This window comes from Microbacterium sp. R86528 (genome assembly GCF_044596335.1).
Classification (GTDB): domain Bacteria; phylum Actinomycetota; class Actinomycetes; order Actinomycetales; family Microbacteriaceae; genus Microbacterium; species Microbacterium marmarense.
On the sequence record NZ_CP138996.1, the window covers coordinates 2,754,302 to 2,772,305 of the forward strand.

Genomic DNA, 18,004 nt, shown 5'->3' on the forward strand with positions numbered 1-18,004 from the left:
GCTGAGCGCATGAGCAGCGCCACTCCGGAATCTGAAGCAGCCCAAGCCGAACTAGCACTGTTGCGAGCCAACGCCGCAGCAGCAGAGGCCGAGCTGAAGGCCGCGCACGCGCGGGCAGCGCTCGCCGAGGCAGAAGCCGCCGCAGCGCGGGCGCGCGTCGCGGGCGCGCCGAACACGGCAGCCGAAACCGCAGTCGGTGAAAACGCAGGCGATGAAGCCGCAACCGCAGCGTCGGCAGCGCCCGCACCGACACCTGTCGTGGCTGTTTCGCCGCCGTCATCGTCAACGGCAGGGCCGCTCGACGACGCCGAGGTAGCAGCCATAGCCACCGGCTATACGTTCGACGCCGTCACGCTTGATCTCGGTGCACTGGTGAACGGGGAGGCGGTGGCCGAAGCGCAGGTGCGCATTCCGCTCAGCATGATGAACCGCCACGGCCTGATTGCTGGTGCGACGGGCACTGGCAAGACGCGCACCCTGCAAGGACTCGCAGAACAACTTGCCGCACGCGGCGTGCCTGTATTCGCAGCTGACATCAAGGGCGACCTTTCTGGCGTCGCAACACCGGGTGAGCCGAGCGAGAAACTTCTCGCCCGCACTGAAGCGATCGGCCAGCAATGGCAAGCGGAAGCATCTCACACCGAGTACTTTGCACTGGGCGGTGTGGGCACCGGCGTGCCGGTGCGCGCGACTGTTTCGGGGTTCGGGCCGTTGCTGTTGAGTAAGGTGCTCGGGCTCAACGACACTCAGGAGTCAAGTCTGGGACTGGTCTTTCACTATGCCGACGAGCACGGACTCGCGCTCGTCGACCTGTCGGATCTGCGCGCGGTGCTCCAATACCTCACGGGCGACGAAGGAAAGGCCGAGTTGAAGAAGCTGGGCGGGCTCTCGTCTGCCACGGTCGGCGTCATCTTGCGTGAGCTGATCACATTTGCCGATGACGGAGCAGACGTCTTCTTCGGCGAGCCCGAGTTCGACGTGATGGATTTTCTGCGCACCGCGAGTGACGGTCGTGGAATCGTCAGCCTGCTCGAAGTTCCCGGCATCATTGACAAACCTGCCCTGTTCTCGACGTTCTTGATGTACCTGCTCGCCGAACTATTCGAGACGTTGCCCGAAGTCGGTGATGTCGAGAAGCCGAAGCTCGTCTTCTTCTTCGACGAAGCGCACTTGCTGTTCCGAGACGCATCCAAAGACTTCACCGCGGCGATCGTGCAGACCGTGCGATTGATTCGGTCGAAGGGCGTGGGGGTCTTTTTTGTCACGCAGACTCCCAAAGACGTCCCCTCGGATGTGCTTGGGCAGTTGGGCTCGCGGGTGCAGCACGCGCTGCGTGCGTTCACCCCAGACGATGCCAAGGCCTTGCGAGCCTCTGTGGGCACGTACCCGAAATCGGGCTACGACCTCGAGCGTGTGCTGCAAGAGTTGGGCACCGGCGAAGCGATCGTCACCGTGATGAGCGAGAAGGGTGCGCCCACTCCGGTTGCGTGGACAAGATTGCGGGCACCGCAGGGTCTGATGTCTCCTACGCCCGAGTCAGCGATAGTCGCCACTGTCGAGGCGTCTTCACTGCTGGCGAAGTACGGTACCGCTATCGACCGGGAGTCGGCGCGCGAGATCCTCAGTGCAAAAATGGCGGCGGCCGATGCTGCGGTCGCAGAAGCCGAGGCTGCCGCAGAGAAGGCAAAGGTAGACGCCGAGTTCGCCAAGCAACAAGCAGCCATCGATAAGGCTCAAGCAGCGGCTGACAAGAAAGCCCAGCGAGAGTACGAACGCCTGTTGAAGAGTACTTCGTCACGAACGGCGCGCAGTCCTCAGAAGTCGCCAATCGAGCAAGTACTGGGGTCGCAATCCACGCAGACGATCCTGAACGGAGTGATCCGCGGGATCTTCGGCACCGGGCGACGGTGAACCCTCTAGCCTTGGCATATGTCGACGAAACCGCCCACGAGTGACATCGACGAAACGAAGGTGCGCACTACCGCTGCCAAGAAGGTCGCAGTCGGTGTGCCGGCGGTGCTGCATGCCCTGAAGATCGCCAATGAGCAGATGGGTATGGGGCGCAGCATCCAGACCCTGCTCAAGGTGAACCAGAAGGACGGCTTCGATTGCCCGGGCTGCGCGTGGCCTGAAGAAGACAAGCGCCATCTTGCAGAGTTTTGTGAGAATGGCGTGAAGGCCGTCGCCGAGGAAGCCACTCTGCGGAGAGTCGATCCGGCATTCTTTGCCGAGCACTCGGTGGCAGAACTTGACTCTCACGATGACTGGTGGCTGGGCCAGCAGGGCCGAATCACCCATCCGATGGTGCTCGATGAAGGCTCGACTCACTATCGCCCCATCGCATGGGACGACGCGCTGCGTGAGATCGGCGATGCGCTGAGCGCTCTCAAATACCCGAATGACGCGGTGTTCTACACCTCGGGGCGCACCTCGAACGAGGCAGCATTCCTCTACCAGCTTCTCGTTCGAGGTCTTGGCACGAACAATCTTCCCGACTGCTCGAACATGTGTCACGAATCGTCGGGCTCCGCACTGACCGAGACGATCGGCATTGGCAAGGGAACAGTATCGATCGACGACATTCACAATGCCGATCTGCTGATCGTTGCGGGGCAGAACCCCGGCACGAATCATCCGCGAATGCTCAGCGCCCTTGAAAAGGCGAAGCAGCGCGGAGCGACGATCATCGCGGTTAACCCGCTGCCTGAGGCGGGGCTCATGCGCTTCGAGAACCCGCAGACTGTTCGCGGCGTAGCGTTCGGAGGCACCGCGCTCGCCGACGGGTTCTTGCAGATTCGCCTCGGCGGCGATCAGGCCCTTTTTCAAGCGATCGGCAAACACCTGCTTGAGTGCGAAGCAGAACAGGGCGGGGTTCTTGACCACGAGTTCATCAATGCTCACACCAGCGGTTTCGATGCCTACCGACGTTTGATGATGGATGCTGAGTGGAGCGAGCTTGTCGCGGCGACGGGCCTGTCAGAGGAGACGTTGCGCCGACTTGGCGACATCGTACGCACGTCAACGGCGACCATCGTGTGCTGGGCAATGGGCCTCACCCAGCACAAGCACTCCGTGCCCACCCTGCGTGATGTCGTGAACGTGCTGCTGTTGCAGGGAAACATCGGGCGATCAGGCGCCGGAGTGTGCCCCGTGCGGGGACACTCCAATGTGCAGGGTGATCGCACCATGGGCATCTACGAGAAGCCTTCAGATGCGTTTCTCGACTCGCTCGATCGGGAGTTCGGGTTTGAGGCTCCTCGCAAGCATGGCTTCGACACAGTCGAGGCCATCCGCGCGATGCGCGACGGCAAGGTGCGCTTTTTCATGGGTATGGGCGGCAACTTCGTCAGCGCAACGCCTGATACGGGTGTGACCGAGGCTGCGATGCGTTCCGTTGATCTGACCGTGCAGGTGTCAACCAAACTCAATCGCTCGCACGCAGTGGTCGGCAAGCGTGCGATTATTCTGCCCACCCTCGGTCGAACAGACCGAGACCAACGCGGCGGGCGAGATCAACGCGTGTCAGTGGAGGACTCGATGGGCGCGGTTCATTCGTCGCGCGGTCGACTGGCGCCGCCGTCGGAGCAACTGCTGAGCGAGGTCGCCATCGTGGCGCGCATCTGCTCGCGTGTGTTCGGAGATCAATCGACGGCGAACACTCGGCGGATCAATGCTCCACGCGCCGACTGGGGCTCGCTCGAAGGCGACTATGCGCGGGTGCGGGAGCACATCGCCCGCGTCATTCCCGGCTTCGAAGACTATGAGAAGCGAATCGACAAGGGGCGCACATTCTTCTTGCCGAATGCTCCGCGCGACGAGCGGCGCTTCGCAACAATCGACGGCAAGGCCCGTTTCACCGCGAATGCGCTGCAGTATCCAGTGATTCCACCCGACCGTCTGCTGCTTCAGACTCTGCGCTCACATGATCAGTACAACACCACGATCTATGGCAAAGACGATCGCTATCGAGGCATCCACGGTGGGCGCAGAGTGGTGATGGTGAACATGCACGACATCGCGAAACTCGGTTTTTCGGACGGAGACATCGTTGATCTGGTGTCTGAGTGGACTGCGCCCGACGGCGCAGTGCAAGAGCGTCGCGCTGACGAGTTCCGCATCGTGGCGTACTCCACCCCTCGCGGCAACGCCGCCGCGTACTACCCCGAGACGAACGTGCTGGTGCCGCTTGACTCGATCGCCGACGTGAGTGGCACACCCACGTCGAAGTCGGTGCTGATCAGACTGGAGCGTCGAGGCTGAACGCACCAAGTCGTGCGCGCCAGGCTGCAGGGTAGCGCACTGTTCCCATTCGCATCATCCCTGGCCTGCGGCCGCAAATCGGTGCCTAACATGAGGCATGAGTGAACTGACATCACCGACTGGCCGCGAAGAACCGCTGCGTGCCATGCCGCGCCACGACGGCGACGCGCCGAGAGCACTAGTGCTCGGGGCTACCGGGTACATCGGCGGTCGGCTGGTTCCGCGGCTGCTCGCCGCCGGATACCGTGTTCGCGTACTCGCCCGCGACGCCAACCGCGCTGCCTCATTCTCGTGGGGCAACGAGGTGGAGATCGTCGAAGGATCAGCCGAAGACACCGAGGCGATGCGCGAGGCGGCGAGTGATGTCGACGTGCTGTTCTATCTCGTGCATTCCATGGCAGCGGGCAGCGGCTTCGAAGATGCGGATCTGACTGCCGCGCGCACCGTTGCGCGGGCGGCCGCCGACGCATCCGTCTCTCGAATCGTCTACCTTGGCGGACTCCACCCCGCCGGGGTCGACCTATCGCCGCACCTGCGTTCGCGAGTCGCTGTCGGCGAGGTCTTTCTCTCCAGTGGAGTGCCAACTCTGGTTTTGCAGGCGGGCGTCGTGATCGGCTCGGGATCAGCATCGTTCGAGATGGTGCGCCATCTCACCGATGTGCTGCCCTATATGCCGGCGCCGCGCTGGGTGCGCAACCACATTCAGCCGATCGCTGTGCGTGACGTGCTGCACTATCTGCTGGGCGCTGCGCGGGTGCCGACAGATGTGAATCGTGCCGTTGACGTCGGCGGCCCGGATGTCTTGCGCTACGGCCAGATGATGAATGGCTATGCCGTCGAGGCCGGGTTGAAACAGCGACCGATCGCGTCACTGCCGGTGTTCACCCCCGGGCTTGCATCTCACTGGGTGAACCTTGTCACACCGATTCCGCGATCGATCGCGCGGCCATTGGTCGCGTCGCTGCAGAACGAATGCGTGATGAAGGATCACGATGTAGACGACCTCATTCCGCGGCCGGCAGACGGGCTGACGCCCTATCGCCACGCGGTAGGACTTGCGCTGGGTCGTGTGAACGACGACACGGTTGAGACGAGCTGGCAAGACGGCGAAGTGCTGGGGGTGCCTAGCGACCCGCTGCCGAGCGATCCCGATTGGGCGGGGCGAGTCGTTTTCGTCGACGAGCAGCGGGTGGCAACGTCGGCATCCTCCGAGGAGCTATGGCGCGTGATCGAGGGCATCGGCGGTGATAACGGGTGGTATTCCTCACCAGTGCTGTGGGCGGTGAGGGGCTGGATGGACCGCCTGGTCGGTGGAATCGGTCTGGCTCGCGGTCGGCGAAGCCGCGCCCGCCTCGCTGTGGGCGACGCGCTCGACTTCTGGCGCGTCGAGGCGATAGAACCGGGGGAGTTTCTGCGCTTGCGAGCCGAGATGAAGGTGCCAGGTTTGGCATGGCTCGAGTTGCGAGCAACTGCTTCGCCCGAAGGCTCTGCCTACCACCAGCGCGCGGTGTTCTTTCCCGACGGTCTCGCCGGCCGGCTCTACTGGCTCGCAGTGCTGCCGTTTCACGGGTTCATCTTCAAGGGAATGGCCAATCGCATCACCGCCGCAGCCGAGGCCTCGTCAGCCGAAAACGCGGAATGAGGCCGAGCCCTGTGGCAGAGACCTACTCTGGAGGAATGAGTTTGCGCGCGGCCGTGGTGACGGTCTCTGATCGGTCTTCACGAGGGGAGCGCGCCGACACCAGCGGTCCGGCGGCGGTTGCCGCATTGCGCGAGGGCGGATTTGACTGTGATGACGCTGTCGTGGTCCCTGACGGCGCCGACAGCGTTGAGCAGACGCTTCGATCCATCGTGGCGACAGGCGCCGCACTCATCGTGACCACCGGTGGCACTGGCTTGTCGCCGCGAGATCAGACTCCTGAAGGGACGGCGCGCGTCATCGAGCGTGAAGTTCCGGGCATCGCTGAAGAACTGCGTCGTCTTGGTGTGACCCAGAAGCCTGCGGCCATGTTGTCGCGCGGCCTCGCGGGTGCCGCGGGCACCACCCTCATCGTCAACCTGCCAGGATCGAGTGCGGCAGTGCGCTCGGGCATGCCGGTGATCCTGTCGGTGGCAGCACACGTTGCCGACCAGCTGCGCGGGGGAGATCACTGATGGGCGTTCGGCTTGCATCCATCTCAGAATCGCCGCTTGACCTGCAGGTACATCTCGACGCGGTTGCAGACGTCAGTGCGGGTGCCGAGACCACTTTCGTGGGTCGAGTGAGAAATCATGATCCCGAGGCTGCCACCGCCGTGGTTGCGCTCGAATACAGCTCCCACCCCGATGCTGAAGCAACGCTGCGCCGAATCGCCGACGATGCGATCGCTCAAACGGGTGCGTTTGTCGCAGTCAGTCACCGAGTGGGTCGGCTGAGTGTCGGCGACGCCGCCGTGGTGATCGCCGTGGCGTCGTCGCACCGGGGCGAGGCCTTCGAGGTGTGCCGCAAGGTCATCGAGGCGATCAAAACAGATCTGCCAGTGTGGAAGCGCCAGGTCGAGAGCGACGGTACAACCGCTTGGAAGGGTCTGGGCGGCTGACGCGAGAGCAGGCTGTCAGCCGCCGGCGAAGGGCGGCAGCACGTCGACGAGGTCGTCGTCAGCGAGCGCGATCTCATCGTCGACTCGTGCACCGCCGACAAGAACGGCGCATCGAGGAAGGATGCTGCCCAGTCCCGGGCGCTCGGAGGCAAGAGCGGCGCGCAATGCGGCCAGGGTCGGCTCCGAGCGAGACTCTTCACTGACACCAGCAAGCTCTTCGGCAGCGGCGAAGTATCGAACGCGAGCCATCAGGCAGTCTCCTCGGTCTTCCAGGTGCGTGCCAAGGCGGTGATCGCGTCGGCTGCGGCTTGAACGTCAGCGGGGCTGCCGCCCTCGCGCCCGGCGACGAGACCAGCGACGAACGCACTGAACGGTGCCGCCGGGCGTGCAACGCCGACGGCGACGTCTCTTGCGAGATCGAGAATCAGCGGGATCGGTACGTCTTCGGGCGCTAAGCCGAACTGCGTGCACAGCGCGGCGGCCCACTCGTTCAGCGCCTCGGGTGGGAGTGTGCGGGGTGGCTCGCTCATTGTGTCTCCTCACGCGGGTTGGTTGGATGGCCGACACGTTCACGCGCCTTTGCAAGATCTTCCCACGTATCCACGTCTTCGGTCAGGGCTGCAGGGGCGCGCAGCACGGTGATCGCAAGATCATCGATGAGGGAACGCACGGTTGCGTGCTGTCCTCGATCAGGAAGGGCAGATGCTGCGCGGCGCAACGAGCGTGTGCGGTAGATTCCGATCAGCCATTGCGGCCTTGACGTCTCGTCGGCCAGGCACGCACCGTCTGATTCGTCCGGCAGCAGTGGCAGCGCTTCGCTCAGTCGTGCGACGGCGGCCTGAACCTCGGGCAGGTCACACGCGAGCAGAAAGACCCAAGTGGGGGCTGTTTCATCAGACCACGACTCGACGGCTGCGACTGCGCCAGCTGCCGGTCCGCCGAACGGGGGATCCTCGCGAACCCACCGAACCTCGAGGGCGTCGTCTAGAACGTCGCCAGCGACAACGATCTGCCGCGCACCCGCTTCGAGAACCGCAGCACACGTTGCGCGCAAGAGCGTTTCACCGCCGACCTCGAACAGCGGCTTGCTGGCTCCATCCACGCGCGTTGCCCGGCCGCCCGCGAGCAAGATGGCTCCCAGCGCGGGTGCCGCCGTCATTCGCCTGGGCGAACCCAGTCGCCGCTCTTGCCGCCGGTCTTGTGTGTGATGCGAACATTCTCGATCGAGGTGGCCTTATCGAGCGCCTTCACCATGTCGACGATAGCCAGCCCGGCGACGGCTACCGCAGTGAGAGCTTCCATCTCAACGCCCGTCCGGTCGGCGGTGCGAACCGTGGCTTCCACAGACACCCCGTCGTCTTCGATAGTGACGTCCACGGTCGCGCCGTGAACCCCGATCACGTGCGCAAGTGGCAGCAGTTCGGGGGTGCGCTTTGCCGCTTGAATGCCGCTGATTCGGGCAACCGCGAGCACATCGCCTTTCGGAACGCTCCCGTCGCGCAACGCGGCGACCACCTCGGGGGCGCAACGCACGAAGCCACGTGCGGTCGCAGCACGAACGGTCGGCTGTTTTTCGGTGACATCGACCATGCGAGCGTGGCCCGCAGCATCCAGATGAGTAAACGTCATGACAAAAGCATGACATCGACCAGGTCGCCCGCGTTCACTGCTGATACGTCGGCCGCAACGAACGCGTAGGCTTCGGCGCGCCCGAGTCCACCAGCGAGATGAGACCCGCCGCTCGTGGCGGGCACTGCTCTCCAGGCATTCGGATCTGAGCGATCGATCGTGACCGGCAAGAACTGTGCCCGCGCGGGCGGCGTTCGCCATGCCGATGCCGCCGGAAGCGTGATCACGTTGCGAGTGAGAGACAATCTGCCCATCATGGCTGAGATTGCCGGGCGCACGAACACTTCGAACGACACTGCGGCACTGACGGGATTGCCCGGCAACCCGAACAGCAGCGTTCCCTGCGGCGAGGTGCCGAACGCCTGCGGCTTGCCCGGTTGCATGCGCACCTTGCTGAACGTCATCTGCTCGCCAAGCGTGTTCTTGACCACTTCGTAGGCGCCCGCGCTTACCCCGCCGGTGAACACGACGACGTCGGCGCCGAGGGCTTCGCTTTGGGCAATGGCCTGAAGCGGACCGTCGCCCTCATCTGTCACCGTGGTGCGCAGCACGACTTCGCCGCCCGCTTCAACCACAAGCGCGGCGAGTAGGGCGCTGTTCGATTCGGGAATCTGCCCGTGCAGCAGCGGCTGCCCGGGCGGCACGAGCTCGCTGCCGGTTGACACGACAGCAACGCAAGGGCGTCGCGCAACGGTGACTGTCGGCACGCCCGCTGCTGCGGCAGCGCCCAGTTGAAGGGGGCCGAGCACGATGCCGGGAGTGAGAATTTCATCTCCCACTTCGGCGTCACCACCGCGCCGCCGTGTATGTGCGCCCACCGCTTGCGGGCCGTGCAGCACGGTGATCTGACCGAGCGAATCGTCGAGCCCGCCCAGAGTGTCTTCGAACGGCACGACCGCGGTTGCGTCGCTCGGCAGGGGGGAGCCAGTCATGATGCGCGCGGCCTCACCCGGTGCGAGCGGCGGATCAAGTGCGGTACCCGCCGGAAGGTCGGCGACGACGCTCAACGACACCGGAGAGTCAGTCGACGCGCTGGCCACGTCGTCATAGCGCACGGCGAAGCCGTCCATCGCAGAGTTGTCGAACACCGGAATGTCCACGGCCGCGAGAACTGGCGCTGCCAAGGTGCGGCCGCAGGCGTCGGCGACGTCAACGGACTCAGCGTCAACCACTCGCACGGCGTCGAGCACCGTTGCGAGGTGATCGGCAATCTCGATCAGATCGTCGTGAACGTCTCTCATGCGACAACGACCTCGCGTGCTGCGCCAGACCATGCATCCATGCCGCCGTCGAGCACACTCGCTGAGCGACCGGCGGCGATCAAGGCGCGAGCGGCTTGTTCTGCACGCATGCCGCCCTTGCAGACAACGACAACCGACTCTGTGCCTGCGAGCGAGGGGTTCTGCAATAGCTGCTGCAGCGGTATGAGGGCGGAGCCGGCGATGACCCCCGACGAGGTTTCGCTGGGCTCGCGCACGTCGATGATCGTGGCACCGGCCTGCTGAGCTGCAAGCGCCTCGACGGCTGTCAGGCGAATCAACGACGGGGGAGAGGCTGCAGGCCTGGCCGGTGCCGCGGTTGAGGGTCGCAGCGGCACTTCGTCGGTGCGACCGCGAAGAGCGTCGATGACCAGCACGCGACCCAGGAGCGGTTCGCCTGTGCCGGTGATCAGCTTGATCGCTTCGGTGGCAAGGAGCGCACCGACCTGCATGCAGAGCGACCCCAAGACGCCTACTTCGGAGCAGGTCGGCACGGTACCTACCGACTCTGGCGGGTAGAGGTCGCGCAACAGCACCGCGGGCGTTCCCGTTGGCGGTGATGACCAGAAGACTGTGGCCTGTGCGTAAAACTCCTGCACGACTCCCCAGACCAGGGGAGTGCCGAGCGATTCGCAGGCTGCGGCGACGACTTCGCGCGTTTCGAAGGTGTCGGTGCCGTCGATCACCAGATGAGCCCCCGCGAGCATTGCCGACGCGTTCGCTGCGGTGAGTCGCTCCCTGACGGTGTGCACAACCGTCGGTGAGAGATCTTTCGCCACGCGTCTCGCCGAGTCGACCTTCGGATGCCCGACGTCGCTTCGACGATGCATGATCTGGCGTTGCAGATTCGATGCTTCGACGTCGTCGTCGTCGATGATGGTGAGCTCCCCAATGCCGGCCGCGGCAAGGGCGAGCACCACGGGCGATCCGATGCCCCCCGCGCCGACCACCGCGACGTGGGCGGCAGCGAGTCGGCGTTGTGCGACGTCACCGAATCCGGCGAGAATCGCGTGGCGAGCCGTGCGCGCAGCCTCATCGTCATCGAGCATGTCGACGGGAGAAACCAGAGGAGCAAGAGGCATGTCCCCAGGGTAAACCTCAGACGAAGTGACGGCGCCAACGAACGCAAGTGCGGAGAAAACGCCCGCCCCACTGCCGCATATGCGGTGATATTGTGCAGTGTGCCCGCCTATAAGATCGCCGAAGCCGCGCGCCTTCTCGGAGTGAGCGACGATACGCTGCGCCGATGGGTTGATGCCGGAACACTCGCGACGACGGGAGCATCGCCTGCTGAGATCGCGGGCGAGGACTTGGCCGCGCACGCGGTAGAGCTCGCGAAGGCGCCGAGCGATCCCACCGATGTGCTCTCGAGCGCGCGCAACCGATTCGTGGGCATCGTGACGCGCATTCAACGTGACGGCGTGATGGCTCAGGTCGACATTCAAGCGGGATCCCAGCGGATCGTCTCGCTGCTCTCAGCTGAAGCCGTTGATGACCTCGCGCTGGAAGTTGGCTCGCTATCGGTAGCGGTCGTCAAAGCGACCAACGTGATAATCGAATCGCCGCGGAGCTGACGGTGCCGAAGCGACTTCGTCGGCATTCAGCAGCGATCATTGCGGGGGCGATCGGCCTTGCGCTCGTTGGCTGCGCGAGCGGTGACGGAGCCTCGGCAGATTACTCGGGCACCGAGTTGCAAGGGCAACTCACCATCTTCGCTGCTGCGTCGCTGGGCGCTGCGTTCAACGACTTGGCGAGTGAGTTCGAACAGCAGCATCCCGCGGTCGATGTGCGCCCAATCTCGTATGACGGTTCAAGTGTGCTGGCCACGCAGCTGATTGAGGGTGCCCCGGCCGACGTGTTCGCCTCTGCCGATGAGCAGAATATGGCCAGGGTGATCGACGAATCGTTGGCTGATAGCGCTCAGCTCTTCGCCTCGAACACGCTGGTGATCGCCGTTCCATCGACGAACCCGGGCGAGGTGACGAGCATTGCAGATCTCGCGGATCCAGACCTGGCGGTGGTGCTCTGCGCACCTGAGGTGCCCTGCGGCTCGGCCGCGCAGACGCTGCTTGGCTATGGTGACGTGCATGTGGTCGCGGCCAGTCTGGAGCAGAACGTCACCGCTGTGCTCACCAAGGTCGCGGCGGGTGAAGCAGACGCGGGGCTTGTCTACGCGACTGATGTGGTGGGGCGCGATGACATCGAAGTGATTGTGCCAGAGGGCGCGGCTAGCGTCGTCAATCACTATCCGATTGCGACTCTCGTCGATGCTGCTGATCCCCAGATCGCTCAGGCATTCATCGACTTCGTGCTGAGCGACGATGGCCAGGCTGTGCTGCGATCGTGGGGGTTCGAAACACCATGAACCGCAACGGTTTCGTTCCCCGCATTCTTGCGGTTCCGGCGGTTGTCGGGCTCGCGCTTCTCGTGCTGCCGCTTGTCGCTCTCGTCGGACGCGTGGAGTGGTCGACGCTGTGGGGCGACATCAGCTCACCCGAGGCGCTGTCAGCACTCGGTCTCTCGCTCATCACCGGGCTGATCGCGACCGCACTGTGTGTGCTCTTCGGAGTGCCCCTGGCACTGGTGATCGCCAGGAGCGGCTCTCGCACCGCCGCGCTACTGCGCGCGCTCGTCACCGTTCCCCTCGTGCTGCCGCCGATGGTCGGCGGCGTGGCGCTGCTGTTCCTGTTCGGCCGAACAAGCTGGTTGGGTGGGCTTCTTGGCGATTGGGGAATCCAGATCCCGTTCACAACTGGGGCGGTCGTGATCGCCCAGGCGTTCGTCGCCTTGCCCTTTCTGGTTTTGGCACTTGAAGGCTCGCTGCGTGCGACTGGTGTGGGCTACGAGCAGGTCGCTGCGGCGCTCGGGGCGGGGCGCTGGACTATCCTCCGACGCATCACACTGCCGCTCGCCGCGCCAGGGCTCATTTCCGGCGTGGTGTTGTGCTTCGCGCGCGCGGTGGGTGAGTTCGGTGCGACCGCGCTGTTCGCGGGCAATGCTCCGGGCGTCACCCAGACGATGCCGCTCGCGATCTACACAGCCTTCAACGGGGCGGGTGTCACCCAAGGCACTGCTGTCGCGCTCTCGCTGTTGCTGCTCATCACCGCGATCACTGTGCTGTTGCTCGTGCGAGCCTGGCGACCGGAGGCGCAGCGATGACGGGCGAGGCGCTTTGTGCGCGGCTTGTAGTTCAGCGAGCTGGGTTCACGCTTGACGCGTCGCTGAGCGCAGTGGCGGGCGAGGTGGTGGCTCTGATGGGCCCGAGTGGCGCCGGAAAATCAACTCTGCTGAGCGCGCTCGCCGGACTCACTCGGCTGAGCGAAGGTGAGATCAAAGTCGGTGATCGGGTGTTGGATGCTGCGCCCCACCGCCGAACGCATGTTGCCCCTCCTGAGCGTCGCGTAGTGCTGCTCAGCCAGGAGCCGCGACTATTTCCCCACCTCAGCGCGCACATGAATATCGCCTTCGGGCTGCGGGTGCGCGGCGTGCCCGCGGCTACCGCAGACACCTCGGCTGACGAGTGGCTGTGGCGTGTCGGCCTGGCAGGGATGGGGGAGCGCCGCCCGGCGGCATTGTCGGGCGGGCAGCAACAGCGGGTCGCGCTCGCGCGGGCGCTCGCCACTTCGCCCTCGGTGCTGCTGCTGGATGAGCCACTGACCTCGCTCGATACTGAGACGGCAGGGGATGTGCGGGCGCTCTTGCACGAACAGCTCACCGCAACCCGCGCCACCGCGATCGTCGCGACACACGACGCAGTCGACGCCGTATCGCTGGCCACCAGTCTCATCGTTCTCGAAGCGGGCAGGGTGACCCAACAGGGGCGGGTGCGCGAAGTGCTCGCCGAGCCCGCAACTCGTTTCACCGCTGCGGTAGCGGGACTCAACCGTGTGCCGGGAACGGTGAGCGATGGCGTGTGGAAGAGCGGCCCGTTGCGCATTGAACGAGGCAATGATCAGTCCCCACGTGCGAGCACCGCCATTTTCAGTCCCGCCAAGGTGCAGCTGGAGGCAATGGAAGCGACGACGTGGACCGGCGCCTTGCGCCTGCCCGATCGTGTGGAAGCAGATGATGGCGAATGGATCACACGAGTCACGCGGCTTGAGCAAACACCGGCGGGGGTGCGGGTGCGCACCGCGGAGCCTGAAGTGATCGTCGATCTGTCAGCTGACCGCGTTGCCGGACTCGGTATCGCACCCGGTTTGCCGGTTCGACTTCGCATCGATCCCGCCGACATTCGTTTCAGCACACCTCTAGACTCACCGGATGACACAGATTCGACCGTTTCGCCCGGGTGATGAACCGGCTCTCGCCGATATCTGTCTCAGGACCGCCGATGCTGGAGCCGACGCGACCGGCGTCTTCGACGACGACGAGATCTGGGCAGAAGTATTCGTGCTGCCATATGTCGCGCAGCACCCCGAACTGGCTCTGGTCGTTGAGACCGACGACGGGCGAGTAGCGGGATATGTGGTGTGTGCGACGAACACGCGAAGCTTTGAAGATTGGTTCGCCACGTCATGGTGGCCGCAATTCAGCGGTCGGTGGCCTCGGCCGATGAAAGAGACCACCCGTCAGGACGGCACATTAATCTATGCCTACAGCCGTCGTGGCGGTGCCGAGCCGTACGGAGACGACTATCCGGCGCATTTGCACATCGATCTGATGCCCGAACTGCAGGGGCAGGGGTGGGGCCGCAAGCTGGTTGAGGCGCTGTGTGCAGAGCTGCGCTCGCGCGAAGTATCAGGTTTGCACCTGGTAGCGTCGGCTGACAATCTTGGCGCGCTGGCGTTCTACGAGCGCCTCGGCTTTACCCCGCTCGCATCACACGCGGGCGTACAGGCGTTCGGAATGCACTTGCACTAGCCAGCAGACACGAGACGGCCCTGCTCAAGACGCACCACGCGGTCGACCAGACCAGATGGCACGCCCACATGCGAGATGAGCACCACGGCCTGGTCATCACCGACAGCCGTCAGCAGATCGGTGAGCAGTGCATCTGACGCATCAGCGTCGACTCCCGCGGTGGGCTCGTCGAGCACGAGGATCGGAAAGCCGCGCAGCAACGCCCGAGCCAGCGCGATGCGTTGGGCTTGGCCGCCAGACACCAGCGAGCCGCGCTCGCCGACTCGCGCGTCAAGACCACCCCGCTCGCTGAGCCAAGTGCCAAGCCCGACGCGTTCCATCGTCGCGATGAGTTCTTTATCGGTCGCGCGCGGTCTGGCAAAAATCAGATTCTGGCGAATATCTTCGTCGAAGAGCATCGGACGCTGTTCGCAGAGGCCAACAACGAGACGCACATCATCGCTTGCGAGATCAGCGACTGGCTTCGAACCGATGTCGTAGCTGCCTTCGGTCTCGAGAAAACGCACCAGAGTGTGCGCGAGGGTGGACTTTCCGGCGCCGCTCGACCCGACGACCAACAGCCGTTCGCCGGGGCGAACGTCCAGATCGATGCTGCGCAGTGACGGCTCGCTCGCCCCAGGCCACGAAACCGTGGCGCCGCGCAGGTGCACCCCGTCGCCGACCTCGGGCACGTCGCTCGTCGGCATGACATGGTCGTTCACCATCTCTCGTGGCAGCTCAGTCGGCACCGAGTAGGCAATCCGCTCCGCCGAGGCGCGAACCTGTCGCCATGCTGAGGCTGCCATGGGTACGGCGGTGAACACTTCGAACACTGCCATCGGTATCAACACTGCCACCGCCAGTGACGGGCCGGTGAGGCTCCCTGACGCGATGCCCGGAACCGCGACGAGCACAGCGGCAATCGACGCGGCACCCGCCATCAGCGAGACGATCGCTGTCGTGCCCGCCTGTGCCGCAGCGCGGCGCACCACGGCGCGACCTAGGGCACGATCTGCGTCAATGATGCGATCGCGGCTTCGCTCCTCGGCGCCGAATGCCATGAGCACGTCGAGGTTGCTGAGATGATCCGTCACGGCGTCAGCCAAGCGGGCGCGTAGCGGCGCAATCGATCGTTCGCTGCGCGCGCCTGATGCCCAGCCCCACAGCGCCGCCACGGATCCCGCCACGATGAGACATGCCAGCAACGTCAGCGCCGCCGGCCACCAGACGAAGGCGACGAGCACCACAGCGGCTGCAGCGACAGCGGCAGATGACACCAGCGGCTGCACGACACGCAGTGGAAGATTCTGCAGCTCATCGACGTCATCGACGAGGGCGCCCAACACCGAGCCACGGCCCGATCGGGCAAGGCCGGCCGGCGCGAGCGGGATCAACCGGCGAACCAGCGAAGCGCGGGTCGTGGCGAGCTGACGCAAGGCCGCGTCGTGGCCGGTCAGGCGTTCGAGGTATCGGAAGGTGGCACGAGAAAGTGCGAAGAAGCGCACCCCGACGACTGCGGCCGACAGATACAGTACGGGCGGCTGTTCGCTCGCCCGAACGATGAGCCACGCGCTGACGGCGAGCAGAGCCACCGCCGAAGCCTCTGAGGCGAACCCCGCAGCCAGCGACCACCAGAAACGGCGCGCCGGGGGCATCGCGCCGCGCAGCACGCCAGCAGCGGTGTGCCGGTCAGACCGGGGCGTGACCTGCGTCATGAGCGCACCTGCATTGGGGTGATGGAAGATGAAGCCAGGCTCACAGTGTGATCAGCAACCGTCCGCGCTGTCGAACGATGAGAGATCAGCAGCACGACTGCCCCGCGATCGGCGAGCGTTCGCACCGAGGTCCAGAGTCTGTTCTCGGTTTCGAAGTCAAGCGCAGCGCTGGGTTCGTCTAGGGCGATGACATCGGCGAACCCGCGCAGGTGTCGGTAGAACGCGCGAGCCACCGCAATTCGGTGCGCTTGGCCCCCCGACAGCCCCGCTCCCTGCACACCAAGCTCCACGTCGGGGTGAACCTCATCGGCGCATGCAAGCGCCAGCGCTCTGGTCACCATCGCTTCGTCGCTGGCCGGGTCGCCGAGGGCGACGTTCTCGCGCACTGTGCCAGCAAGCAGACCCGCTTGTTGACCTGCCCACGCCAGCCATTCCGACGGTGACAGGGCGCCAATGTCGGTGTCGCCGAGATGCGCGCTTCCGCTGAAAGCCGCCACGCCGCGCAGCGCAGCGAAGATGCTTGACTTTCCCGCTCCGCTGGCGCCCTCGAAAAGAGTGACAGAGCCGGGTCTCGCGGTGAATGTCACCGGCGGCAGAACACGGTCGCCGTAGGAGACTTGCAGGCTCGCCACGCGCAGACTTGCGGTGGGCGCCGGCCGCACACGCGATCGCTCGCGTGATGGCTGAGCCTCGGACGATGGACGGTTGCGGGCAGCATCCAAGACTTCGAACACATCATCAGTGGCTGCGACGCCCTCGGCCGCGGCATGAAACTGCACGCCGACTTGCCGAAGCGGCAGGTAGGCCTCGGGAGCGAGAAGAAGCACGAAGAGCCCGACGGTGAGCAACATTGCTCCGTCAATCAGGCGAAAGCCGATCGACACGGCGATAATCGCCACCGAGATGCTCGCCAAGAACTCGAGCGCGAATCCCGACAGAAACGACACGCGAAGAACGCGCATGGTTTCGCGACGGTAGTCATTGGTAACACGCTCGATTGAGGCCACCGCGCGATGCTGTCGACCGAAGATCTTGAGCGTTGCCAGGCCCTGCACGGTGTCAGCGAATCGCGAGGCAAGGTGCTGCAGCGTCTTCCACTGCTGTCGCTGCACCTTCTGAGTGGCAAGACCGATCAGCACCATGAAGATCGGGATGAGCGGAAGGGTCAGCACCACGGTCAAGCCCGAGATCCAATCCGACCACCACATCACGATGATGAGCACGGGAGTGGCGATGGCGGTTTGCACCAGCTGTGGCAGGTAGCGACCGAAGTAGGCCTCGAGTGCGTCGAGGCCCCGCCCCGCTGTCACCGCCAACTCGGTGGAGTTGCGCGGTCCCAGCCAACCGGGGCCCAGTTCTCCTACCGCCTTCACCAGCGCAGAGCGCAGCTGTGTTTGCACTCTGGATGCTGCGCGCGCCGCGATTGATTCACGTGCCCACAGCAACAGCGAGCGCGCCGCAACGACAGCCGCGAGCAGAGCGAGCGTCGGTGCCAGTGACTGCACCGGTTCGCCATCGATCGCCGTGACGATCGCCCGCGTGAGAAGCCACGCGAAGGCCACGATCAATGCTGTTTGCAGCAGCGCGATGATGGCGATCGCCGCGAAGAACGCTCGTGACGCACTCGCATAGCGCAACAGACGCGGATCGACGGGTGCGCCCCGTGTGCGCGGGGGCGCTTCAGCATCCGACTCTTGATTCACAACCCTCTGACTCTACC

Annotated in this window: 18 protein-coding genes; 10 read left to right on the forward strand and 8 right to left on the reverse strand. The window is 64.7% G+C overall.

The features are described 5' to 3' along the window. Positions 1 to 9: 9 nt before the first annotated feature. The 5 genes from SJY18_RS12740 to SJY18_RS12760 all read left to right on the forward strand — a co-directional run bounded on the left by SJY18_RS12740 (position 10) and on the right by SJY18_RS12760 (position 6,839). Entirely contained in the window at positions 10 to 1,911 is a 1,902-nt protein-coding gene (locus tag SJY18_RS12740) for a helicase HerA-like domain-containing protein (protein WP_396667842.1), read from the forward strand. Positions 1,912 to 1,929: 18 nt separating this feature from the next. Beyond that, positions 1,930 to 4,260 carry an FdhF/YdeP family oxidoreductase gene (locus SJY18_RS12745; RefSeq protein ID WP_396667843.1) on the forward strand — a complete coding sequence of 777 codons (2,331 nt, stop codon included), beginning with the start codon at positions 1,930 to 1,932 and terminating at the stop codon, positions 4,258 to 4,260. A gap of 97 nt (positions 4,261 to 4,357) precedes the next feature. Continuing rightward, positions 4,358 to 5,902, forward strand: a complete 1,545-nt coding sequence (locus SJY18_RS12750; RefSeq protein WP_396667844.1) for an SDR family oxidoreductase — start codon at positions 4,358 to 4,360, stop codon at positions 5,900 to 5,902. 35 nt (positions 5,903 to 5,937) lie between these two features. Then, a complete protein-coding gene (locus SJY18_RS12755; RefSeq protein ID WP_396667845.1) occupies positions 5,938 to 6,414 on the forward strand; it encodes a molybdenum cofactor biosynthesis protein B in 477 nt (158 codons plus the stop codon). Beyond that, positions 6,411 to 6,839, forward strand: coding sequence for a molybdenum cofactor biosynthesis protein MoaE (locus tag SJY18_RS12760; protein ID WP_337337657.1), 429 nt, complete (start codon positions 6,411 to 6,413; stop codon positions 6,837 to 6,839). Before SJY18_RS12755 ends, SJY18_RS12760 begins: the two co-directional genes overlap by 4 nt. Positions 6,840 to 6,854: 15 nt before the next feature. Here the strand turns inward: SJY18_RS12760 and SJY18_RS12765 are convergent, their stop codons facing one another. Genes SJY18_RS12765 through SJY18_RS12790 form a run of 6 tightly spaced genes read right to left on the reverse strand, consistent with a single transcriptional unit; the run spans position 6,855 to position 10,809 of the window. Further along, positions 6,855 to 7,088: a MoaD/ThiS family protein gene (locus SJY18_RS12765; protein ID WP_337337424.1), complete on the reverse strand. Its 234-nt coding sequence runs from the start codon at positions 7,086 to 7,088 to the stop codon at positions 6,855 to 6,857. Next, the gene (locus tag SJY18_RS12770) at positions 7,088 to 7,369 is read right to left on the reverse strand and encodes a DUF6457 domain-containing protein (protein WP_337337425.1); all 282 of its coding nucleotides are present in this window, start codon (positions 7,367 to 7,369) and stop codon (positions 7,088 to 7,090) included. The genes SJY18_RS12765 and SJY18_RS12770 overlap by 1 nt, the downstream gene beginning before the upstream one ends. After that, positions 7,366 to 7,998, reverse strand: a complete 633-nt coding sequence (locus tag SJY18_RS12775) for an NTP transferase domain-containing protein (protein ID WP_337337426.1) — start codon at positions 7,996 to 7,998, stop codon at positions 7,366 to 7,368. The genes SJY18_RS12770 and SJY18_RS12775 overlap by 4 nt, the downstream gene beginning before the upstream one ends. Next, entirely contained in the window at positions 7,995 to 8,468 is a 474-nt protein-coding gene (gene moaC, locus SJY18_RS12780) for a cyclic pyranopterin monophosphate synthase MoaC (protein WP_337337427.1), read from the reverse strand. The genes SJY18_RS12775 and moaC overlap by 4 nt, the downstream gene beginning before the upstream one ends. Further along, positions 8,465 to 9,709, reverse strand: a complete 1,245-nt coding sequence (glp, locus tag SJY18_RS12785) for a gephyrin-like molybdotransferase Glp (protein WP_396667846.1) — start codon at positions 9,707 to 9,709, stop codon at positions 8,465 to 8,467. The genes moaC and glp overlap by 4 nt, the downstream gene beginning before the upstream one ends. After that, a complete protein-coding gene (locus SJY18_RS12790) occupies positions 9,706 to 10,809 on the reverse strand; it encodes a ThiF family adenylyltransferase (RefSeq protein WP_396667847.1) in 1,104 nt (367 codons plus the stop codon). The genes glp and SJY18_RS12790 overlap by 4 nt, the downstream gene beginning before the upstream one ends. Before the next feature lie 99 nt (positions 10,810 to 10,908). Here SJY18_RS12790 and SJY18_RS12795 point away from each other — a divergent pair, with 99 nt between their 5' ends. From SJY18_RS12795 to SJY18_RS12815, 5 genes are read left to right on the forward strand one after another with little or no spacing between them, the layout of a single operon-like run. Beyond that, positions 10,909 to 11,301 carry a TOBE domain-containing protein gene (locus SJY18_RS12795; RefSeq protein WP_337337430.1) on the forward strand — a complete coding sequence of 131 codons (393 nt, stop codon included), beginning with the start codon at positions 10,909 to 10,911 and terminating at the stop codon, positions 11,299 to 11,301. Positions 11,302 to 11,303: 2 nt separating this feature from the next. After that, positions 11,304 to 12,092, forward strand: a complete 789-nt coding sequence (gene modA / locus SJY18_RS12800) for a molybdate ABC transporter substrate-binding protein (RefSeq protein WP_396667848.1) — start codon at positions 11,304 to 11,306, stop codon at positions 12,090 to 12,092. Next, positions 12,089 to 12,886 (forward strand): ABC transporter permease, encoded by a 798-nt coding sequence (locus SJY18_RS12805; protein ID WP_337337432.1) that lies wholly within the window; start codon positions 12,089 to 12,091, stop codon positions 12,884 to 12,886. Before modA ends, SJY18_RS12805 begins: the two co-directional genes overlap by 4 nt. Next, entirely contained in the window at positions 12,883 to 14,022 is a 1,140-nt protein-coding gene (locus SJY18_RS12810; protein WP_396667849.1) for a sulfate/molybdate ABC transporter ATP-binding protein, read from the forward strand. The genes SJY18_RS12805 and SJY18_RS12810 overlap by 4 nt, the downstream gene beginning before the upstream one ends. Then, complete coding sequence (locus tag SJY18_RS12815) at positions 13,991 to 14,590, forward strand: GNAT family N-acetyltransferase (RefSeq protein ID WP_396667850.1); 600 nt, start codon at positions 13,991 to 13,993, stop codon at positions 14,588 to 14,590. Before SJY18_RS12810 ends, SJY18_RS12815 begins: the two co-directional genes overlap by 32 nt. On the opposite strand, the gene cydC is transcribed toward SJY18_RS12815, so the two are convergent. Together cydC and cydD are read right to left on the reverse strand one after the other, a co-directional pair. Further along, entirely contained in the window at positions 14,587 to 16,284 is a 1,698-nt protein-coding gene (gene cydC, locus SJY18_RS12820; RefSeq protein WP_396667851.1) for a thiol reductant ABC exporter subunit CydC, read from the reverse strand. The two genes, SJY18_RS12815 and cydC, sit on opposite strands and share 4 nt — an antisense overlap. Further along, a complete protein-coding gene (gene cydD, locus SJY18_RS12825) occupies positions 16,281 to 17,987 on the reverse strand; it encodes a thiol reductant ABC exporter subunit CydD (RefSeq protein ID WP_396667852.1) in 1,707 nt (568 codons plus the stop codon). Before cydD ends, cydC begins: the two co-directional genes overlap by 4 nt. Positions 17,988 to 18,004 lie beyond the last annotated feature (17 nt).

What these genes read in the sequence shown, in the direction of transcription:
- SJY18_RS12740 (WP_396667842.1), top strand. Translation starts at nt 10, where the DNA reads ATGAGCAGCGCCACTCCGGAATCTGAAGCAGCCCAAGCCGAACTAGCA.
- SJY18_RS12745 (WP_396667843.1), top strand. Translation starts at nt 1,930, where the DNA reads ATGTCGACGAAACCGCCCACGAGTGACATCGACGAAACGAAGGTGCGC.
- SJY18_RS12750 (WP_396667844.1), top strand. Translation starts at nt 4,358, where the DNA reads ATGAGTGAACTGACATCACCGACTGGCCGCGAAGAACCGCTGCGTGCC.
- SJY18_RS12755 (WP_396667845.1), top strand. Translation starts at nt 5,938, where the DNA reads ATGAGTTTGCGCGCGGCCGTGGTGACGGTCTCTGATCGGTCTTCACGA.
- SJY18_RS12765 (WP_337337424.1), bottom strand. Translation starts at nt 7,088, where the DNA reads ATGGCTCGCGTTCGATACTTCGCCGCTGCCGAAGAGCTTGCTGGTGTC.
- SJY18_RS12770 (WP_337337425.1), bottom strand. Translation starts at nt 7,369, where the DNA reads ATGAGCGAGCCACCCCGCACACTCCCACCCGAGGCGCTGAACGAGTGG.
- SJY18_RS12775 (WP_337337426.1), bottom strand. Translation starts at nt 7,998, where the DNA reads ATGACGGCGGCACCCGCGCTGGGAGCCATCTTGCTCGCGGGCGGCCGG.
- moaC (WP_337337427.1), bottom strand. Translation starts at nt 8,468, where the DNA reads ATGACGTTTACTCATCTGGATGCTGCGGGCCACGCTCGCATGGTCGAT.
- glp (WP_396667846.1), bottom strand. Translation starts at nt 9,709, where the DNA reads ATGAGAGACGTTCACGACGATCTGATCGAGATTGCCGATCACCTCGCA.
- SJY18_RS12790 (WP_396667847.1), bottom strand. Translation starts at nt 10,809, where the DNA reads ATGCCTCTTGCTCCTCTGGTTTCTCCCGTCGACATGCTCGATGACGAT.
- SJY18_RS12805 (WP_337337432.1), top strand. Translation starts at nt 12,089, where the DNA reads ATGAACCGCAACGGTTTCGTTCCCCGCATTCTTGCGGTTCCGGCGGTT.
- SJY18_RS12810 (WP_396667849.1), top strand. Translation starts at nt 12,883, where the DNA reads ATGACGGGCGAGGCGCTTTGTGCGCGGCTTGTAGTTCAGCGAGCTGGG.
- SJY18_RS12815 (WP_396667850.1), top strand. Translation starts at nt 13,991, where the DNA reads ATGACACAGATTCGACCGTTTCGCCCGGGTGATGAACCGGCTCTCGCC.
- cydC (WP_396667851.1), bottom strand. Translation starts at nt 16,284, where the DNA reads ATGACGCAGGTCACGCCCCGGTCTGACCGGCACACCGCTGCTGGCGTG.